The organism is Mesorhizobium sp. PL10 (genome assembly GCF_053714315.1).
Genome location: NZ_JBSKBR010000004.1, coordinates 163,065 through 178,434, shown reverse-complemented (window position 1 = coordinate 178,434; position 15,370 = coordinate 163,065). Strand labels below are relative to the sequence as shown.

The following is a 15,370-nucleotide window of genomic DNA, read 5'->3' as shown; positions in this document are numbered from 1 at the left end:
CTCACATGAACGAGGCCGACGCACTCGACATCGTCCAGTACGCGGTGTGGACGGTGCTCACCGCTTCCGCGCCGGTGGTGCTGGTCGCCATGGCGGTCGGCATCGGCATCGCGCTGATCCAGGCCCTGACCCAGATCCAGGAAATCACCCTGACCTTCGTGCCCAAGATCGTCGCCATCATGCTGGTCGTGGCGCTGACCGGTCCGTTCATCGGCAGCCAGATCTCGGCCTTCACCAACGTCATCTTCGAGCGCATCGAAAACGGGTTCTAGGCACCGCTTGCAGGCGGCCCTGTTCCGGCTAGATTGCAGGCCATGACTCAGGCAGAACTCACCGGCAGGCCATGTGCGGAATAGCCGGCGTCTGGCGCAAACGAAACCCGATCGACGCCAACGACCTGTCGGATGTCGCCAGCATGATGCAGGCGCTGGTGCATCGCGGCCCCGACGATCACGACAGCTGGAGCGACAACCGGCTGGCCCTCGGGCACCGCCGGCTGACCATCATCGACCCCTCATCCGCCGCCCGCGAACCGATGCTGACCGCATCCGGCCAGGGCGTCCTCGTCTACAATGGCGAGGTCTACAATTACCGCTCGCTGCGCGAGACGCTGCAGGCGCAAGGCGTCGTCTTTCGAACGATCTGCGATGCCGAAGTGGTGCTCGAAGCCTTGCATCACTGGGGTCCCGAAAAGGCCGTGCCGCTGTTCGACGGCATGTTTTCCTTCGCCTATTTCGACGCCCGCAACGGTGCGCTGTGGCTTGCCCGCGATCGTCTCGGCATCAAGCCGATGTCGGTGGCGGAGATGCCGGAGCGGATCGCGTTTGCCTCGGAGGACAAGGCACTCCTCGCCTGCGACGGTTTCCCGCGCGATATCGACAGACGCGAGATGACCTTGCGGCTGGCCTGGCAGAGCCGTGATTCCAGCTACAGCCTGTTCGACCGCATCGAGCGGCTGCCGCCCGCCGGCCTGTGGAAGATCACCGATGGCGGTATCGAGAAGCGCTGCTTCTGGCATGTGCTGGACGTGCTGCAGACCGCGCGTATCACCGGCGACGTATCCTCCGATGCGGAGCACATGGCGACGCTGGAGGCATTGCTGAAGGACAGCGTCGGGCTTCATTGCGTCGCCGATACCGGCGTTGCTACGGCCTGCAGCAGCGGCGTCGATTCCGGTCTGATCACCGCACTGGCGAAGCGGTTCAGACCGGAGGTCCATGGTTATGTCGTCGACCCGCAGCTCGGCCGCAGCGAGGCCGAAGACGCCGAACGCACCGGCCGCCATGTCGGCGTGCCCTTGCGCCGTGTGCCGGTCGACAGGGATCGGTTTTTCGAACTTTGGCCAAGGGTAATCTGGCATATTGAAAGCGATGGCTGGCACGCCAGCCATGTCGGGCTGCTGGCGCTTGCCGAACAATGCCGGGCCGATGGCATCAAGGTGCTGCTCACCGGGGAAGGCGCCGACGAATTGTTTGGCGGTTACCCCCTGCAGGCCTTGAGCATGAGGAAATGGCGTTCCTGGTCGTGGCCCCGGCGTCTGTTGCATTCGAAGCGCTCGCTCGACCGGAAATTCGAACAGCAGCGCCGTGGCCCCTACAAGGTCTCGGCTGGCAGCCACTCGCAAATGGAGCGCGGCATGGTCCTGCGTGCCCTGTCACCCGAGCTGAATTTCCTCCAGACCGAGATTTTCGACCGCCTGCAGCCGGTAGCTCCGCCTGCCGATCGTGCCTTCCTCGGACATTGCCTCTATGACCTCTATTCGCATCTGCAGGACATCCTCAACCGGCACGACCGGCTGAGCATGGCGGCGTCCGTGGAACTCAGGGTTCCGTTCCTGGAGAACCGGCTGATCGACTTCGCGATCCATTTGCCGAGGCGGCATAAATACCGCGACAAAACAGGAAAATGGCTTTTGCGGAAGGTCGCTGAAAAGCATATTCCGCGTCAGAACGTCCAGGCGCGCAAGATCGGCTTCGAGATATCGTCCGAATTCTCGGCCGGCACCGAGACTTTGCTGCGCGGCGGCTTCCTGCGCGATGCCATGAAGTGGCCCGCCGCGAGCGTGGAGGACATGATCCAGCTCGCGCGGCGCGAGGAACCGTCCAGGCTGCGGCTTGTCGGCATGGAGCTTTTCCTACGCCTTCACGCCGGCGGCGAGACGACCGGCACGTTGACCGAGGCCCTGCATGCCGCCGCCCGCGACAGAAGCTGACTTTGCCCCCGTCCGATACCCCCGCGCGGTGGACCAACGAGAACATCGCCCTGGGTAGCGAACCCTTGCCGGCTGACGTATTTTCGCCTTGCTACCCTCTTGTTGGACCATGATCTTTTTCAAAGAGGCGTTCGCCCTTTTGGATGTCGTGCTCTATTTCAAACGGATGCCATGATTGCCGTCCCGGCGGACGAAACCAGCGCATGAAGGTGGGACAGGTCTGATGATCGATGACGAGCCGGACAGCGAACGCGTCTCGGCGCTGGCGCCGTTCCGGCATGGTATTTTTCGCGCCGTCTGGTCGGCCAGCCTGGTGTCGAATTTCGGTGGCCTGATCCAGGGCGTCGGCGCCGCCTGGATGATGACCACCATCGCCACCTCGCCCTATCAGGTGGCGCTGGTCCAGGCCTCGACCACTCTGCCGATCATGCTGTTTGCACTCGTCGCCGGCGCCATCGCCGACAGCTTTAACCGGCGCAAGGTGATGCTGATCGCCCAGGTCTTCATGCTGGTCATCTCCGCACTTCTGACGCTGTTCACCTGGAACGGCTGGATGACCCCGTGGACGCTGCTTGCCTTCACCTTCCTGATCGACAGCGGCACGGCGCTCAACAACCCGTCCTGGCAGGCGTCGGTCGGCGACATGGTGCCCCGCAACAAGCTGCCGGCGGCCGTTGCGCTGAATTCCCTCGGCTTCAACCTGACGCGCAGCGTCGGCCCGGCGATCGGCGGCATCATAGTTGCCGCCGCCGGTGCGGCCGCTGCCTTTGCCGCCAATGCGCTGAGCTATATCGGCCTCATCATCGTGCTCTTCCGCTGGAAGCCGGAGCTGCCGGTCTCGACGCTGCCGCGCGAGACGCTGGGTGCGGCCATGGGCGCCGGCCTGCGCTATGTCGCCATGTCGCCCAACATCGGCAAGGTGCTGGTCAGGGGCTCGGCCTTCGGCTTCAGCGCCGGCGCGGTGCTGGCGCTGTTGCCGCTGGTGGCGCGCGACGTCGTCAAGGGCGATGCCTTGACCTACGGCATCATGCTCGGCGCCTTCGGCATCGGCGCCGTCGGCGGCGCGCTGATCAGCGTGCGTCTCAGACAATTGCTGTCCAGCGAGACGATGGTGCGCATGGCCTTCGCCGGCTTCGCCGTCTGCGCCTTCAACGCCGCAATCAGCCACAATGCCGGGCAGACCGCGGCGGGCCTGCTCATCGGCGGCGCCTGCTGGGTAATTGCGCTGTCGCACTTCAACGTCACCGTGCAGATGTCGACGCCGCGCTGGGTCGTCGGCCGGGTGCTTTCGGTCTACCAGACGGCGACTTTCGGCGGCATTGCGCTGGGCAGCTGGGTGTGGGGCGTGGTTGCCGACGCGCATGGCGCTGAAACAGCGCTGATTGCGGCCGCCATCGCCATGCTTGTCGGCGGCGCCATCGGCCTGCTCCTGCCCTTGCCGCAACAGGCCGCGCTCAACCTCGATCCGCTCAACCGCTTCAAGGAGCCGCATCTCGGCCTCGACCTCAAGCCGCGCAGCGGCCCGATCGCGATCATGATCGAGTATGTCATCCGCGACGAGGACGTGCCCGAATTCCTCGCCACCATGGCCGAGCGCGGGCGCATCCGCCGCCGCGACGGCGCCCGCAACTGGACGCTCGCGCGCGACCTTGAAAATCCATCCGTCTGGATCGAGCACTACCACACGCCGACCTGGCTGGAATACATCCGCCACAACCGGCGCGCCACCCATGCCGATGCCGTCGTCGGCGAGCGCATACGGGCGCTGCACAGCGGCGACGAACCACCGCGCGTGCGCCGCCTGATCGAGCGCCCGACGACCGCCGGCACCGCGCTGGTGATGGCGAAAGGCCCGATCGAGCACTGATTTCTTCTGAGCCGGGCTACACATGGCTCTAGTGGCCTGTGTCGGCGATCGCCGCCAGTTTCGAAACGAAACCGACCAAAAAATTAAGCTTTCAACGGCAGTATCGACTGTTAGCCAGCGAGAGCCTGCGGCCAAGATCCGTAGCGGCTCCGCTCGGCGGGAAGGATAGTGATATGTTGTCCTTGCTGAAGAAGGGCCAGTTTATGCTTATGCGCAGCCTGCTGATGCTGGCTGTCCTGGCGATCGGCGCGTTGCCCGTTTGGGCGCTAGAACCGGCCAGTTTTCCCGAGCCACCGGAGACTGTGGCTTTCAACGTTCAGAAGGACGGCAAGTCGATCCCGATCACGCTGCGGCAGTTGGAAAAGCTCGGCCTCTACAAGGTCGTCACCACAAGTCCTTTCGAGAACGGGCAACTGACCTTTCAAGGCGTTCTGTTCCGAGACGTGCTTAAATCCGTGGGGTTGGAAGATAGGGATTCGGTTACCCTACGGGCAGTGGACGAATACGTGCAGGTAATCCCGCACGAAGATTGGACGGAAGGGCCTCTGCTTCTCGCAACCCGCCAGGACGGGGAGTTGCTCACCCGACGGACGCAAGGACCGACCCGCCTGATCTACCCTCTCAAGGACCACCCCGCCTTCGACACGCCGATCTGCAAGCCGCGATGGATCTGGCTGATCAAGACGATCGAGTCCGGCAACTGATCGGCTGTAGGCCTCAATGGTAGGTTCTCGACTGAGAGGCTGGCAAATTCCGCTTACCTACGGCAGCGCCATAGGGCTGGCGGCGATCGGTTCCGCGATCCTCATCGTCATGCTGTTTATCAGTATCAGCAAGATCGAGTCATCGCTGCCTAGGTTCGGGTTCTTCGCCATCCGCGAATTCCACATCGCGATACGCGACGTGACCCACCTGAGGGATATGATTTCACTCGCCGAAGGCGCTCCCAATTCCCAAGTGAGCCTCGATCAACTGTCGGCGGCAAACGACCTGGTTTACATTCGCTTCGATCGGATCGACGGCAGAGAGACGATCAGCGCAATTCCAGCTTATGCAGGTATCGTGCCGCGCGTCGACGATGCAGTGAAGCGACTTGATGCCGTGATTGCGGCGGGGCTGCCGCTCGATCAAAAAAGGCTGACGGAACTGGGTTTGGAGCTTGAGCAGATCGTCGGCAGGATGAACGACGAGTACTACAAATACGGTGAGGAAGTTAACGCCGATCTCTATTCATCGGAAGTCAGCTTGAAGAGGTTCAACTATCAGATAGCCTTTGCCTTGACGATCCTGTCGCTGCTGGCGATAGGGACGGCCGTTCTGTTCATCGGGCGCCGGGAAACCATAAAGCAGCTGGAATTTCTTGCCTGGCGCGACGCGACGACGGGGTTGAAGAATCGTGCCTGGATGGCAGCCAACAGGGACGCCATGCTGGACCGGGCGAGGGAGACCGGCAAACAGCTTCAGTTGCTGCTGATCGATCTCGACCACTTCAAGAGCGTGAACGACACCTTCGGTCATCACGTCGGAGATCTGCTGCTGAAAGCGGTTGCCGAAGTCCTTGAGTCGGTCGAGCAGGCCGACGACATAGCCGCCGTGCGATTGGGCGGAGACGAATTTGCGATCATGGCTGTTGCCGAGTGGAACGTTGGTGACGATTTAGGAGAACGTCTGCGCGAGCAGTTGAACAGGTTTGCCGAGTTGGAGGGCCACCAGGTGCGCATTGGCGCCAGCATCGGCATGGCGTGTTTCCCCCAACATGGTTCCGACATCTCCATGTTGCTGCACAACGCAGACAGTGCTCTCTACAAGGCGAAGGCCGAAGGGCGGTCCGGTTTCGTGACGTTTTCGCCCTCAATCCTAAGTCAGATCGACATGCAGCTTGGTGAAGAAGCAGCCATCAAACGGGCGCTTAATTGCGACGAGTTCTTCCTGGTTTGGCAACCCCAGTTCGAGCTGGCGACCGGCCGCATGACCGGCGCCGAGGCACTGGTCCGCTGGCGCGATCCTGTCTCGGGGGCGGTTCGTCCGCCGGCATCGTTCATTCCAATCGCGGAGCGGAGTGATTTGATATTGGAACTCGACAAGGTGGTTCTGGGCAAGGCTTGCGTGCAAGCCGCCAAATGGATGCCCATTTCCGCCGAGGAGTTCATCTGTTCAGTCAACGTCTCTGGAAAAAGCCTCCAAGCCTATGCCTATCTGACGCACCTCACCGAGATGCTGCAGCAGACCGGATTGCCGCCATCGCGCCTGCAATTGGAGATCACGGAAGGTATATTTATCCAGGACAGCCGCAATGCCCTGGAGACTATCGGGAAAATTCGAGAAATCGGAGTCAGCCTGGCACTCGACGATTTTGGGTCCGGCTATGCGAGCTTCGGATATCTTGCCGATTTCAACTTGAACCAACTGAAAATCGATCGCTCGTTCCTGGCCGATCTGGCTTCCTCCACCAGGAAACAGAATGTGGTTCGAGGGATCATCGCGCTGGCCAATTCGCTAGGTCTGACCGTTGTCGCGGAGGGGGTGGAGAACGAAGCTCAACTCGACTTTCTGATCCACGAACACTGCCACGGCGCTCAAGGGTTCTTTATGTCGGAGCCCGTTGAGGAGAGACTGATGACAAACTACCTCATCGCAAGGCAAGGCCGCGCCAAAAATGTCGAAAAGTTCAGGCTGAGTCCCTTCGCCCCGGCCCCAACTCTGCTGCGGAAAGCCAATGTTGTCGCCAAGCAAAGCCGGAAGACCGCCAATTAGAGCGTTTCACGGTTCATGGAAACGGAGAACCGCTCAATCTTCTTGTTTTGACGCAATTCCGGACGGAAAACCACTCACACTTTTCCTGGAATTGCTCTAGCCCTCAGCCCTCGCCCGACAGATCGCGCCGCGCCTTGTCGAGTTCCTCGGCGTAGCGCCGCATCAGATGGCCCTCGGTCAGAAGCCCGACAACGGCCCGATTGTCGAAATCCTCGACCACCGCCAGTTCCTCGGCGCCGGCGCGCTGGAAAGTTTCAGCGGCGGACTGGACGTTCATGGTCGGCACCAGCACCGCGTCCATGAATTTGGCCAGCGCCAGCACCGGCGTCTCGCCGTCCGAGGGGTCGCTGTGCAGTTCGGCGACGATCAGCACGCCGACATAATGCTGGTCTTCGTCGACGGCGATGACGCGCTGCGCCGAACCCAGCGGCACGTCTTTGCGAAACGCGGCAAGCGTCTTTGCGGCATCGACGGTGCGGACATCCTGGCGCATCATTTTTCCGACCGTCAGATTGCGCATCCAGCCGACGTCATGGGCGCTGCGGATCGTCTCGCCGCGCAGATGGAAGCGCCAGGTCGAGAAGGAGTAGCCGAAGGTCTCGCGCACCAGGATCGCCGCCATCAGCGAGGCCGCCAGCACGACGCCGGTAAGCGTCAGGTCGCGAGTCGATTCCAGTGCCAGGAAGGTCATCGTCAGCGGTCCGCCGACGACACCGACGGCAAGCGACGTCATGCCGACGACGGCGGCGACGGAAGGGTCGATGCCGGTTGCCGGCGAGATGATGGCCATGACGCCGGCGAAAACCTTGCCGAGTAGCGCGCCAAGAAACAGGGAGGCAAAGAACAGACCGCCGCGAAAGCCCGAGCCGAGCGAGATCGCCGACGCCGCGAGCTTGAGCACGAAGACGCTGGCAACGACGGCGAGCCCGTAATTCATCGCGAATTCGCGATGCAGTGCGCCATGGCCTGAGGACAGCACCTGCGGCGTGATCAACCCGAGCAGTCCGACGAAGATGCCGCCGATGAACGGACGGATCGAGGCATCGATCCTCAGCTGCGCAAAGCCGCGCTCGACCATGCTTACCAGATACATGATGGCGACCGAGGCGCCGCCGCCGAGCAGCCCGAGCAACAGGAACGGCAAATACTGGCTGGCGGTCAGTTCAGGCAGGCCGGACAATTCCAGCGGGAACGGCACGCCGCCGAACGTCTCGGCGGTCAGCGAAGCGCAGATCGCGGCCGTCATCACCGGCGCGACGTTGGCGACCGAATAGATTCCGATGATCAGTTCAAAGCCGTAAAAGGCGCCGGTCAACGGCGCGTCGAAGGCGGCGGCGATAGCTCCCGCGGCGCCGCAGCCGACCAGGATGCGGACATCGTTGCGGCGCAGCCGCAAGGCACGCGCCAGCCGTGATGCAACGCCGGAGCCGATCTGCGTGTAGCCGGCTTCCAATCCGACGGAGGCGCCGAAGCCACTCGATATCATCGTCTGGACGACGATGATGAAGGTATCGGTGAGCGACATGCGTCCGCCATAGAGCGCGTTCGCCTCGATAGGATCGACGGGGGTGCGGAATTTCCACCTGCGCAGCCAGATCACCGACAGGCCGAGCACCAAGCCACCGATTGCCGGAAACATCGCCTGCATCGGATTGGCAAGGGAAAACATTCCCGAAAGCCGGCCGCCCGGCTGAACGTCGAAGAGCAGGAAGTGCAGGCCCTGCACCAGCGCGCTCATGCCGGTGACCAGTCCGCCCGCCATCACCCCGACCGCACCCGCCAGCAGGACGATGACGATTCCGCGCGCCTCGAGCATCGGGATCGATCGGATCAGCACCGCGCGCAGCCGGCGGGCATAGACTTGGCGGTGACTTATGGCGGACACGAGGCAGCTCGCCGATGTGCGAGGGTTGAAAGCTGCCTTGGCTGATACGCCCGGCGGCATTGCGAGGCAACCGCAATGCCGACCGCTTGTGGCGTCATTTTGGCGTTGTCTGTCCCGACCCGATGGCCGCTGCTGGTCAAGTCGGATTGGGCTCGCCGGCCTCATAAAGCTTGAGGTTGCGCTTGCCGATGCCGAGCGCTGCCCAGCTCGCCCGCCAGTCGGCGATGTGCGGCGAGCGGAAATGCGCGTCGAGTGCTTCCCTGTCGTTCCACACCTCCGTCACGTGGATGAGCCCGGCGTCGAGCACGTCCTGCGCATAGGAATAGTCTAGGCAGCCAGGCTCGGCGCGGCTGCCGGAGATCATGCGCTGCATGGCCGGCCTTGCTTCGTCGAGCCGTTCCGCCGGCAGGCGGATAGTGCCGATGATCACCAGCATGATCTCTCCTCAAAGCTTCTGTCCTTTCGGCAGTAGCCAGTCTCCCACCCTCGCGCAAGCTTGGCCGGTTAGGCTCGAAGGGCTGCCCTCAAGTTCGGGCAGTCCATGGCTCGGGGACGATATGGCGATCAGCGAAAGCTTAGCGACGGGAACAGTGGCCAAGAATGGCCGCGATGTCTTCTTCGCCATCGGCATCGTCATCATCCTGGCCGTGCTGTTCCTGCCGATCCCGGCCTTCCTCATCGACATCGGCCTCGCCTTCTCGATCGCGCTGTCGGTGCTGATCCTGATGGTGGCGCTGTGGATCCAGCGGCCGCTCGATTTCTCGTCCTTCCCGACCGTGCTGCTCATCGCCACGATGCTGCGTCTGTCCCTCAACATCGCCACCACGCGCATGATCCTGTCGCACGGCAATGAGGGTACGCACGCCGCCGGCTATGTCATCGCCGGCTTCTCCCGGCTGGTGATGGCCAGCGACTTCGTCATCGGCCTGATCGTCTTCCTCATTCTCATCGTGGTGAACTTCATCGTCATCACCAAGGGCGCCACCCGTATCGCTGAAGTCGGCGCCCGCTTCACCCTCGACGCCATCCCCGGCAAGCAGATGTCGATCGACGCCGATCTGTCCGCCGGCATGATCGACGACAAGACGGCGCAATTGCGCCGCCGGGAACTAGAGGAAGAATCCTCCTTCTTCGGCTCCATGGACGGCGCCTCGAAATTCGTGCGGGGCGATGCGATTGCCGGCCTCATCATCACCGCCATCAACATCGTCGGCGGCATCGCCATCGGTTACATCAGGCATGGCATGGGCATGGGCGAAGCCGCCGATGTCTTCATCAAGCTGTCGGTTGGCGACGGTCTCGTCACCCAGATCCCGGCGCTCATCGTCTCGCTGGCCGCCGGCCTTCTGGTGTCCAAGGGCGGCACACGCGGCTCGACCAACCAGGCGGTATTCGGGCAGCTCGGCGCCCATCCGCGCGCACTCTATGTCGCGGCCTCGCTGCTCGTGCTGCTCGGGCTGATGCCCGGCCTGCCCTTCTTCCCGTTCTTCACGCTGGCCGCAGGCATGGCCGGTCTCGGCTACGTCATCCCGATGCGCGCCAACCGTGAGGCTGCCGCCGTCGAAGCGCTCAAGGACCAGGAAAAGGCGAACAAGGTCGAGGAGGAAAAGAACTCGGTCAAGGCTTCGCTCACCACCGCCGAGATCGAACTGCTGATTGGCAAGCAGCTGTCGACGCGGCTGCTGGTGTCGCATCAGGAACTGGTGTTCCGCATGGCCAAGATGCGCAAGAAGTTTGCCACCCAATACGGTTTCGTCGTGCCGGAGGTGCGGGTCGCCGACGATTTCGGCATCCCGCCGAAGAGCTACCAGATCAAGGTCCACGGCACCGTTGTCGCCGAATATCAGATGCGCGTCGGCGAGATCATGGTGCTGCTCGGCACCCGTGACCTGCCCGACGTACCCGGCGAGGAAATCCGCGAGCCGGCCTTCGGCATGCGAGCCTTCTCGGTGCTGGAAACCTTCGCCGAGGATCTGAAGCGCGAGAACTACACTTTTGCCGACAACATGTCGGTGCTGCTCACCCATCTCTCCGAAGTGATCCGCAACAACCTGCCGCAGCTTCTGTCCTACAAGGACATGAAGGCGCTGCTCGAACGCCAGGATCCGGAATACAGAAAACTCGCCGACGAGATCTGCACCTCGCACATCTCCTACCCCGGCCTGCAGGCGGTGCTGAAACTGCTGCTGGCCGAGCGCGTCTCGATTCGCAATTTGCACCTGATCATCGAGGCCATCGCCGAGATCGCGCCCCATGTGCGCCGCACGGAGCAGATCGTCGAGCATGTCCGCATCCGCATGGCGCAGCAGATCTGCGGCGATCTCTCGGAAGGCGGCATGCTCAAGGTGCTGCGCCTCGGCAACCGTTGGGACCTCGCCTTCCACCAGAGCCTCAAGCGCGACGCCAAGGGCGAAGTGCGCGAATTCGACATCGACCCGCGCCAGCTGGAAGAATTCGGCCAGGATGCGACCAAGGCGATCCGCAAGCATCTCGAGGCCGGCGAGCGTTTTGTCCTCGTCACCGCGCCCGATGCGCGGCCCTATGTCCGCATGATCATCGAGCGCCTGTTCACGACGCTTCCCGTGCTCTCCCATGTCGAAATCGCCAAGGGCGTCGAGATCAAGGTGCTCGGGACAATCTCGTGAACGTATTGTCGCAAGGCGTCGTCATCGCCGCCTTCCTCGCCTTCTGCCGCATCGGCGCCTGCTTCATGCTGATGCCGGGCCTCTCCAGCGCCCGCGTGCCGGTCCAGGTCCGGCTGTTCGTGTCGATCGCCGCCACCGGCGGCCTGCTCGCCTTCCTGTGGGACAAGATCTTTCCCTTCGTCGATGCGCGTCCGCAGGTGCTGGCGCCGATGATCATCTCCGAACTGCTGGTCGGCGGGCTGATCGGCGCCATGACAAGGCTCTACATGGAGGCGCTGCGCTTCATGGGCTCGGCCATCGCCATGCTGATCGGCTATGGCGGCACTGGCGGCCCGGCCATCGAGGAGCCGGAGCCGCAGGCAGCCCTTGCCGCCATCATCTCGTTCTCGGCGCTGCTGCTGCTCTTCGTCTTCGATTTCGACCACGAGATCATCCGCGCGCTGGTCGCCTCCTACACGGTGGCGCCGGTCAACGTCTTCTTCAATCCGCAGGCAGCGCTCGTCGATCTCACCGACACCGTGTCGGACGCCTTCTTCCTGGTGCTCCGGCTTGGCAGTCCGTTCGTCGCCTATGCCATACTGGTCAATCTGACCATCGGCTTCGTCAACAAGCTGACGCCGCAGATTCCGGTCTATTTCATCTCGCTGCCCTTCGTCATCGCCGGCGGCATGATCATCTTCTACTTCGCCATCGGCACCATGCTGTCGCTGTTCGTCGACGGCTTCGTCGACCTGACCCTGGCGAGGTGAGATGAGCACGCGCAAGGAACGGCTGAAGAAACTGGTCAAGGTGCAGGAGCAGCTGAAGGCCCTGCACGAAACCCGCCACGCGACTTTCCTGGCGGCGGCGGTATCAGCCGAGACCGAGGCAAAGGAACTTGTCCAGCATTTCGATGCCGACCAGTCGATGGCGGTCCTGTTTCCGGACCTTTACCATCGCCGCATCGCCAACGCTCTGGTGCGGCAGGAAGCGAGCCTCGAAAGCGCCAGGCAGGAGGTCGGCCTAATCGCCACCGCGACCGCGCGCACCAACATGGTCGAGCGTGCCTACAAGGATGTGCGAAGCCGCGACGAACGCGAACGCTCCGACCGCGACCGGCTTGATCTCATCGCCCAGAAGCGGAACGGCGATTAGCCCTCAGCCGCAAGCCTGCCACAAGCTTGTTGCGGCATGGTCGCTCAGGAAACCCGGCAAAGAGGCGGACTTTCTTGGCGATTTCTCCACCCAGCGACATCGTTCTCGATGTCAGCAGAGCCGTCGACCCGACGGATATCGAGGCAGCGCGCGCGGCGCTCACCAAGCGGGCCAACGGCGTCGGCGGCGCTTTCTCCGTCGATATGGCGGCTTCGGTCGATGCAGGTGCGATCCTGTCGCGCGCTTCGTCCGACAAGGCTGCCGCGAACTCCGATCCTGCTGGGAAATTCAAGAAGTTCGAGGCGATGGTCCTGCAGACCTTCATCCAGAACATGCTGCCCAAGGACACCGAAGGGGTCTACGGCAAGGGGCTGGCCGGCGATATGTGGAAATCGCAGCTGGCCGAGCGCGTCGCCGACGTCATGGCCGAGCGCGGCGGCATCGGCATCGCCAAGTCGCTGCTGGCCGACCACTACAAGGACGGCAAGCGCACCGTGCCGATCGGCCCGGTGTCAACCGGGCCGCACAAGACCGAGATCGACCAGCAGACAAGGCTCTCCACCTCGCTGGTCGAGGAATTGCAGCGCAAGGCCGCACGGTCGATGACCGGCGACGAGACGACCATCAAAACCGACATCAAGATCTAGACCAGGATTTTCAATGGCCGATTTTTCAAAATTCTCTTCCAACCTGCCGGCGCGGACTTCCGAGGCGCCGATCCCCTTTGCCCGACCGGGCAACCTTGCCGCCATCATCGGCCGCATCGAGGAGGCGGTCGAGGAAGAGACGGCGGGACTGAAGAACGACACCAGCTATGACCTAAAGGCCTCGAATGCCCGCAAGAGCCGCTACCTCTATGAGCTGACCCGCGCCATGAAGGGCGCCAACGAGATCGAATTCCTGGAGCAGCATCGCGACAGCCTGGCGCGGCTGCGCCAGAAGCTGGCGAAGAACGAAGCGGCGATCCTCGCGCACCTCAACGCGGTCAACGAGGTCGCGACGCTCCTGAAGAACGCCATCCAGCGCGCCGAAGCCGACGGCACCTATTCGGCCGGCGAATTCGGATGGGCGAGCTGATGTTCGCAAGAAGACTTGGCGGGAAAAGCCGGTGATCAAATTCATCGCCGCCGCGATCTGGATCTGTGCCGCCACGCTGGGCGCGGTGTTCTATTCGTTCCAGGCGGCCGGTGAGCGCGGCGTCGGCGAAACGCCGAAGCCTATGCTGGGCGGTCTCGACTACGTCAAGACCGACATCATCTCCGTGCCGTTGATCCGCAATTCCAAGATCGACGGCTATTTCCTCACCAAGCTCGTCTACACGGTCGAGCCGGCCGAGATAAAGAAGATGTCGATCCCGGCCGAAGCGCTGATGACCGATCAGGTCTATTCCTATCTCTATTCCAACCCGCAGATCGACTTCACCAAGAAGGAAACCATCGATCTCGACGCCTTCCGCAAAGCCATACGCGACACCGTCAACGCCCGCGTCGGCGCCGACCTGGTGCATGAAGTGCTGATCGACCAGGTCAACTTCCTGACCAAGGATGAGATCCGCGACAACGCCATGCGCCGTCGCAAGGATCCGGCCACGACGACCGAACCTGCCCCTGCGGAATCGGCGCAGGCTGAACCGGCCGCGGAACACTGACCCCGTCGCTGGGCTGATTTCTCTGCCTCAATCCTTCCGGCTGAAACGAGATGACGCATCGCCATTGCGTTGACGTTTACGTCAACTCGAAGCTATATGCGCCGAGCGACCCAGGATCGCGGCACGCGCGAGACAGCGACTTCGGCAGAGGCCGGTCACTGACGCGCGGCAAAACGCAACGAGACGAGGAGAACAGTCATGAGCGTTCAGGAGATTGCCGAGAAGATGAAGTCGCGCGTGGCGAGCGCCGGGTTCGAACATTCGGTCAAGTTCGATACCGGCAGCGACGGCGTCATCGTCATCGACGGCGCAACCGTCTCGACCACCGACGCACCAACCGACTGCACCGTCAAGCTCTCGCTCGACGATCTGGATTCGTTGATCGCCGGCGACCTCAACCCGACCATGGCGTTCATGTCCGGCAAGATAAAGGTCGAAGGCGACATGACGGTCGCCATGGCGCTCAGCCAGCTGCTCGGCTAATCCCGTCGCAAAAGCAATACGCCGCCCATCAGGCGGCGTTTTGCTTTTGTCGACCCGAGGCTTGTTGAGCGGCGGAAAGCCGACGGCTTTACGCCGCGAAGGTCAGCGGCAGCGCCTTGAGCTTGCGACCGGCAGCCTTGATCGTGCCATGCGCACCGTCGAGCGCCCCCTCGACCAGCTCCAGCGCCAGCAGACGATGCCGCTCATACGGGCCGGGCATCGCGAGCGAACCGGTCTTGTCAGCCGAAAAGCCGAAGCGACCATAGTAGGGCGCATCGCCGACCAGCAGGATCGCGGCATGGCCAAGACGCGCGGCTTCGGCCAGCGCATGACGCATCAGCGCCGAGCCGATGCCGGCGTTCTTCAGCGCCGGATCGACGGCGAGCGGGCCGAGCAGAAGCGCTGCCGGACCGCCCTCGCCCAGACGCACATCCCACAACCGCACGGTGCCGGTCACCGCACCGGCCGCGTCGCGCACGACAAAGGCGAGGCCTTCGGAAGGCCGGCGGCCGCGCCGCAGCTTCTCCGACGACTTCTTGCGCCGCTTCGGCCCCATGGCGCGGTCGAGCAACGCTTCACGCGCCGCGACATCGGCAGGGGTTTCGGCGACGATGGCAAGGACCGGCAAGGGGTCCACGAATTCAACTGGCATTTTCATTTCCGCGATCCTTCAAGAGCGGAGCTTGTTCCACAGGCGAACCCGGGCGGACGCAAACGCCCGCCTGGGGAGAATCTGAAGGCC

The 15,370-nt window shown here is 62.9% G+C and carries 15 protein-coding genes; 12 read left to right on the top strand and 3 right to left on the bottom strand.

Translation table 11 applies throughout. The features are described from left to right. The first annotated feature begins 5 nt into the window (after positions 1 to 5). From fliQ to ACWGTO_RS09180, 5 genes are all read left to right on the top strand, one after another. The gene (fliQ, locus tag ACWGTO_RS09200) at positions 6 to 272 is read left to right on the top strand and encodes a flagellar biosynthesis protein FliQ (RefSeq protein ID WP_127853917.1); all 267 of its coding nucleotides are present in this window, start codon (positions 6 to 8) and stop codon (positions 270 to 272) included. 71 nt (positions 273 to 343) lie between these two features. After that, positions 344 to 2,212: an asparagine synthase (glutamine-hydrolyzing) gene (gene asnB / locus ACWGTO_RS09195; RefSeq protein ID WP_454574543.1), complete on the top strand. Its 1,869-nt coding sequence runs from the start codon at positions 344 to 346 to the stop codon at positions 2,210 to 2,212. Between the two features lie 223 nt (positions 2,213 to 2,435). Then, complete coding sequence (locus ACWGTO_RS09190) at positions 2,436 to 4,079, top strand: MFS transporter (RefSeq protein ID WP_454574542.1); 1,644 nt, start codon at positions 2,436 to 2,438, stop codon at positions 4,077 to 4,079. 173 nt (positions 4,080 to 4,252) lie between these two features. Beyond that, positions 4,253 to 4,783 carry a molybdopterin-dependent oxidoreductase gene (locus tag ACWGTO_RS09185; protein ID WP_454574541.1) on the top strand — a complete coding sequence of 177 codons (531 nt, stop codon included), beginning with the start codon at positions 4,253 to 4,255 and terminating at the stop codon, positions 4,781 to 4,783. Between the two features lie 16 nt (positions 4,784 to 4,799). Further along, a complete protein-coding gene (locus ACWGTO_RS09180) occupies positions 4,800 to 6,833 on the top strand; it encodes a putative bifunctional diguanylate cyclase/phosphodiesterase (protein WP_454574540.1) in 2,034 nt (677 codons plus the stop codon). Between the two features lie 103 nt (positions 6,834 to 6,936). Here the strand turns inward: ACWGTO_RS09180 and ACWGTO_RS09175 are convergent, their stop codons facing one another. Both ACWGTO_RS09175 and ACWGTO_RS09170 read right to left on the bottom strand, forming a co-directional pair. Next, a complete protein-coding gene (locus ACWGTO_RS09175; protein ID WP_454574680.1) occupies positions 6,937 to 8,649 on the bottom strand; it encodes a chloride channel protein in 1,713 nt (570 codons plus the stop codon). A 205-nt stretch (positions 8,650 to 8,854) separates the two neighbouring features. After that, positions 8,855 to 9,154: a putative quinol monooxygenase gene (locus ACWGTO_RS09170; RefSeq protein ID WP_454574539.1), complete on the bottom strand. Its 300-nt coding sequence runs from the start codon at positions 9,152 to 9,154 to the stop codon at positions 8,855 to 8,857. Between the two features lie 121 nt (positions 9,155 to 9,275). On the opposite strand from ACWGTO_RS09170, the gene flhA reads away from it, so the two are divergent. The 7 genes from flhA to ACWGTO_RS09135 all read left to right on the top strand — a co-directional run bounded on the left by flhA (position 9,276) and on the right by ACWGTO_RS09135 (position 14,628). Then, entirely contained in the window at positions 9,276 to 11,363 is a 2,088-nt protein-coding gene (gene flhA / locus ACWGTO_RS09165; protein ID WP_454574538.1) for a flagellar biosynthesis protein FlhA, read from the top strand. Continuing rightward, positions 11,360 to 12,112: a flagellar biosynthetic protein FliR gene (fliR, locus tag ACWGTO_RS09160; protein WP_454574537.1), complete on the top strand. Its 753-nt coding sequence runs from the start codon at positions 11,360 to 11,362 to the stop codon at positions 12,110 to 12,112. The genes flhA and fliR overlap by 4 nt, the downstream gene beginning before the upstream one ends. A 1-nt stretch (position 12,113) precedes the next feature. Continuing rightward, a complete protein-coding gene (locus tag ACWGTO_RS09155) occupies positions 12,114 to 12,497 on the top strand; it encodes a hypothetical protein (RefSeq protein ID WP_454574536.1) in 384 nt (127 codons plus the stop codon). Positions 12,498 to 12,571: 74 nt separating this feature from the next. Then, on the top strand, positions 12,572 to 13,144 hold the full coding sequence (locus ACWGTO_RS09150) for a rod-binding protein (RefSeq protein ID WP_454574535.1): 573 nt from the start codon (positions 12,572 to 12,574) through the stop codon (positions 13,142 to 13,144). A 13-nt stretch (positions 13,145 to 13,157) separates the two neighbouring features. Continuing rightward, a complete protein-coding gene (locus ACWGTO_RS09145; protein WP_142865992.1) occupies positions 13,158 to 13,574 on the top strand; it encodes a hypothetical protein in 417 nt (138 codons plus the stop codon). Positions 13,575 to 13,605: 31 nt separating this feature from the next. After that, a complete protein-coding gene (locus tag ACWGTO_RS09140; RefSeq protein ID WP_454574534.1) occupies positions 13,606 to 14,145 on the top strand; it encodes a hypothetical protein in 540 nt (179 codons plus the stop codon). 198 nt (positions 14,146 to 14,343) lie between these two features. Then, on the top strand, positions 14,344 to 14,628 hold the full coding sequence (locus tag ACWGTO_RS09135) for an SCP2 sterol-binding domain-containing protein (RefSeq protein WP_454574533.1): 285 nt from the start codon (positions 14,344 to 14,346) through the stop codon (positions 14,626 to 14,628). An 88-nt stretch (positions 14,629 to 14,716) separates the two neighbouring features. Here ACWGTO_RS09135 and ACWGTO_RS09130 read toward each other — a convergent pair whose 3' ends face one another. Next, positions 14,717 to 15,286 carry a GNAT family N-acetyltransferase gene (locus ACWGTO_RS09130; protein WP_454574532.1) on the bottom strand — a complete coding sequence of 190 codons (570 nt, stop codon included), beginning with the start codon at positions 15,284 to 15,286 and terminating at the stop codon, positions 14,717 to 14,719. Positions 15,287 to 15,370: the final 84 nt, after the last annotated feature.

What these genes read in the sequence shown, in the direction of transcription:
- fliQ (WP_127853917.1), top strand. Translation starts at nt 6, where the DNA reads ATGAACGAGGCCGACGCACTCGACATCGTCCAGTACGCGGTGTGGACG.
- asnB (WP_454574543.1), top strand. Translation starts at nt 344, where the DNA reads ATGTGCGGAATAGCCGGCGTCTGGCGCAAACGAAACCCGATCGACGCC.
- ACWGTO_RS09190 (WP_454574542.1), top strand. Translation starts at nt 2,436, where the DNA reads ATGATCGATGACGAGCCGGACAGCGAACGCGTCTCGGCGCTGGCGCCG.
- ACWGTO_RS09185 (WP_454574541.1), top strand. Translation starts at nt 4,253, where the DNA reads ATGTTGTCCTTGCTGAAGAAGGGCCAGTTTATGCTTATGCGCAGCCTG.
- ACWGTO_RS09180 (WP_454574540.1), top strand. Translation starts at nt 4,800, where the DNA reads ATGGTAGGTTCTCGACTGAGAGGCTGGCAAATTCCGCTTACCTACGGC.
- ACWGTO_RS09175 (WP_454574680.1), bottom strand. Translation starts at nt 8,649, where the DNA reads ATGCTCGAGGCGCGCGGAATCGTCATCGTCCTGCTGGCGGGTGCGGTC.
- ACWGTO_RS09170 (WP_454574539.1), bottom strand. Translation starts at nt 9,154, where the DNA reads ATGCTGGTGATCATCGGCACTATCCGCCTGCCGGCGGAACGGCTCGAC.
- flhA (WP_454574538.1), top strand. Translation starts at nt 9,276, where the DNA reads ATGGCGATCAGCGAAAGCTTAGCGACGGGAACAGTGGCCAAGAATGGC.
- ACWGTO_RS09155 (WP_454574536.1), top strand. Translation starts at nt 12,114, where the DNA reads ATGAGCACGCGCAAGGAACGGCTGAAGAAACTGGTCAAGGTGCAGGAG.
- ACWGTO_RS09145 (WP_142865992.1), top strand. Translation starts at nt 13,158, where the DNA reads ATGGCCGATTTTTCAAAATTCTCTTCCAACCTGCCGGCGCGGACTTCC.
- ACWGTO_RS09135 (WP_454574533.1), top strand. Translation starts at nt 14,344, where the DNA reads ATGAGCGTTCAGGAGATTGCCGAGAAGATGAAGTCGCGCGTGGCGAGC.
- ACWGTO_RS09130 (WP_454574532.1), bottom strand. Translation starts at nt 15,286, where the DNA reads ATGAAAATGCCAGTTGAATTCGTGGACCCCTTGCCGGTCCTTGCCATC.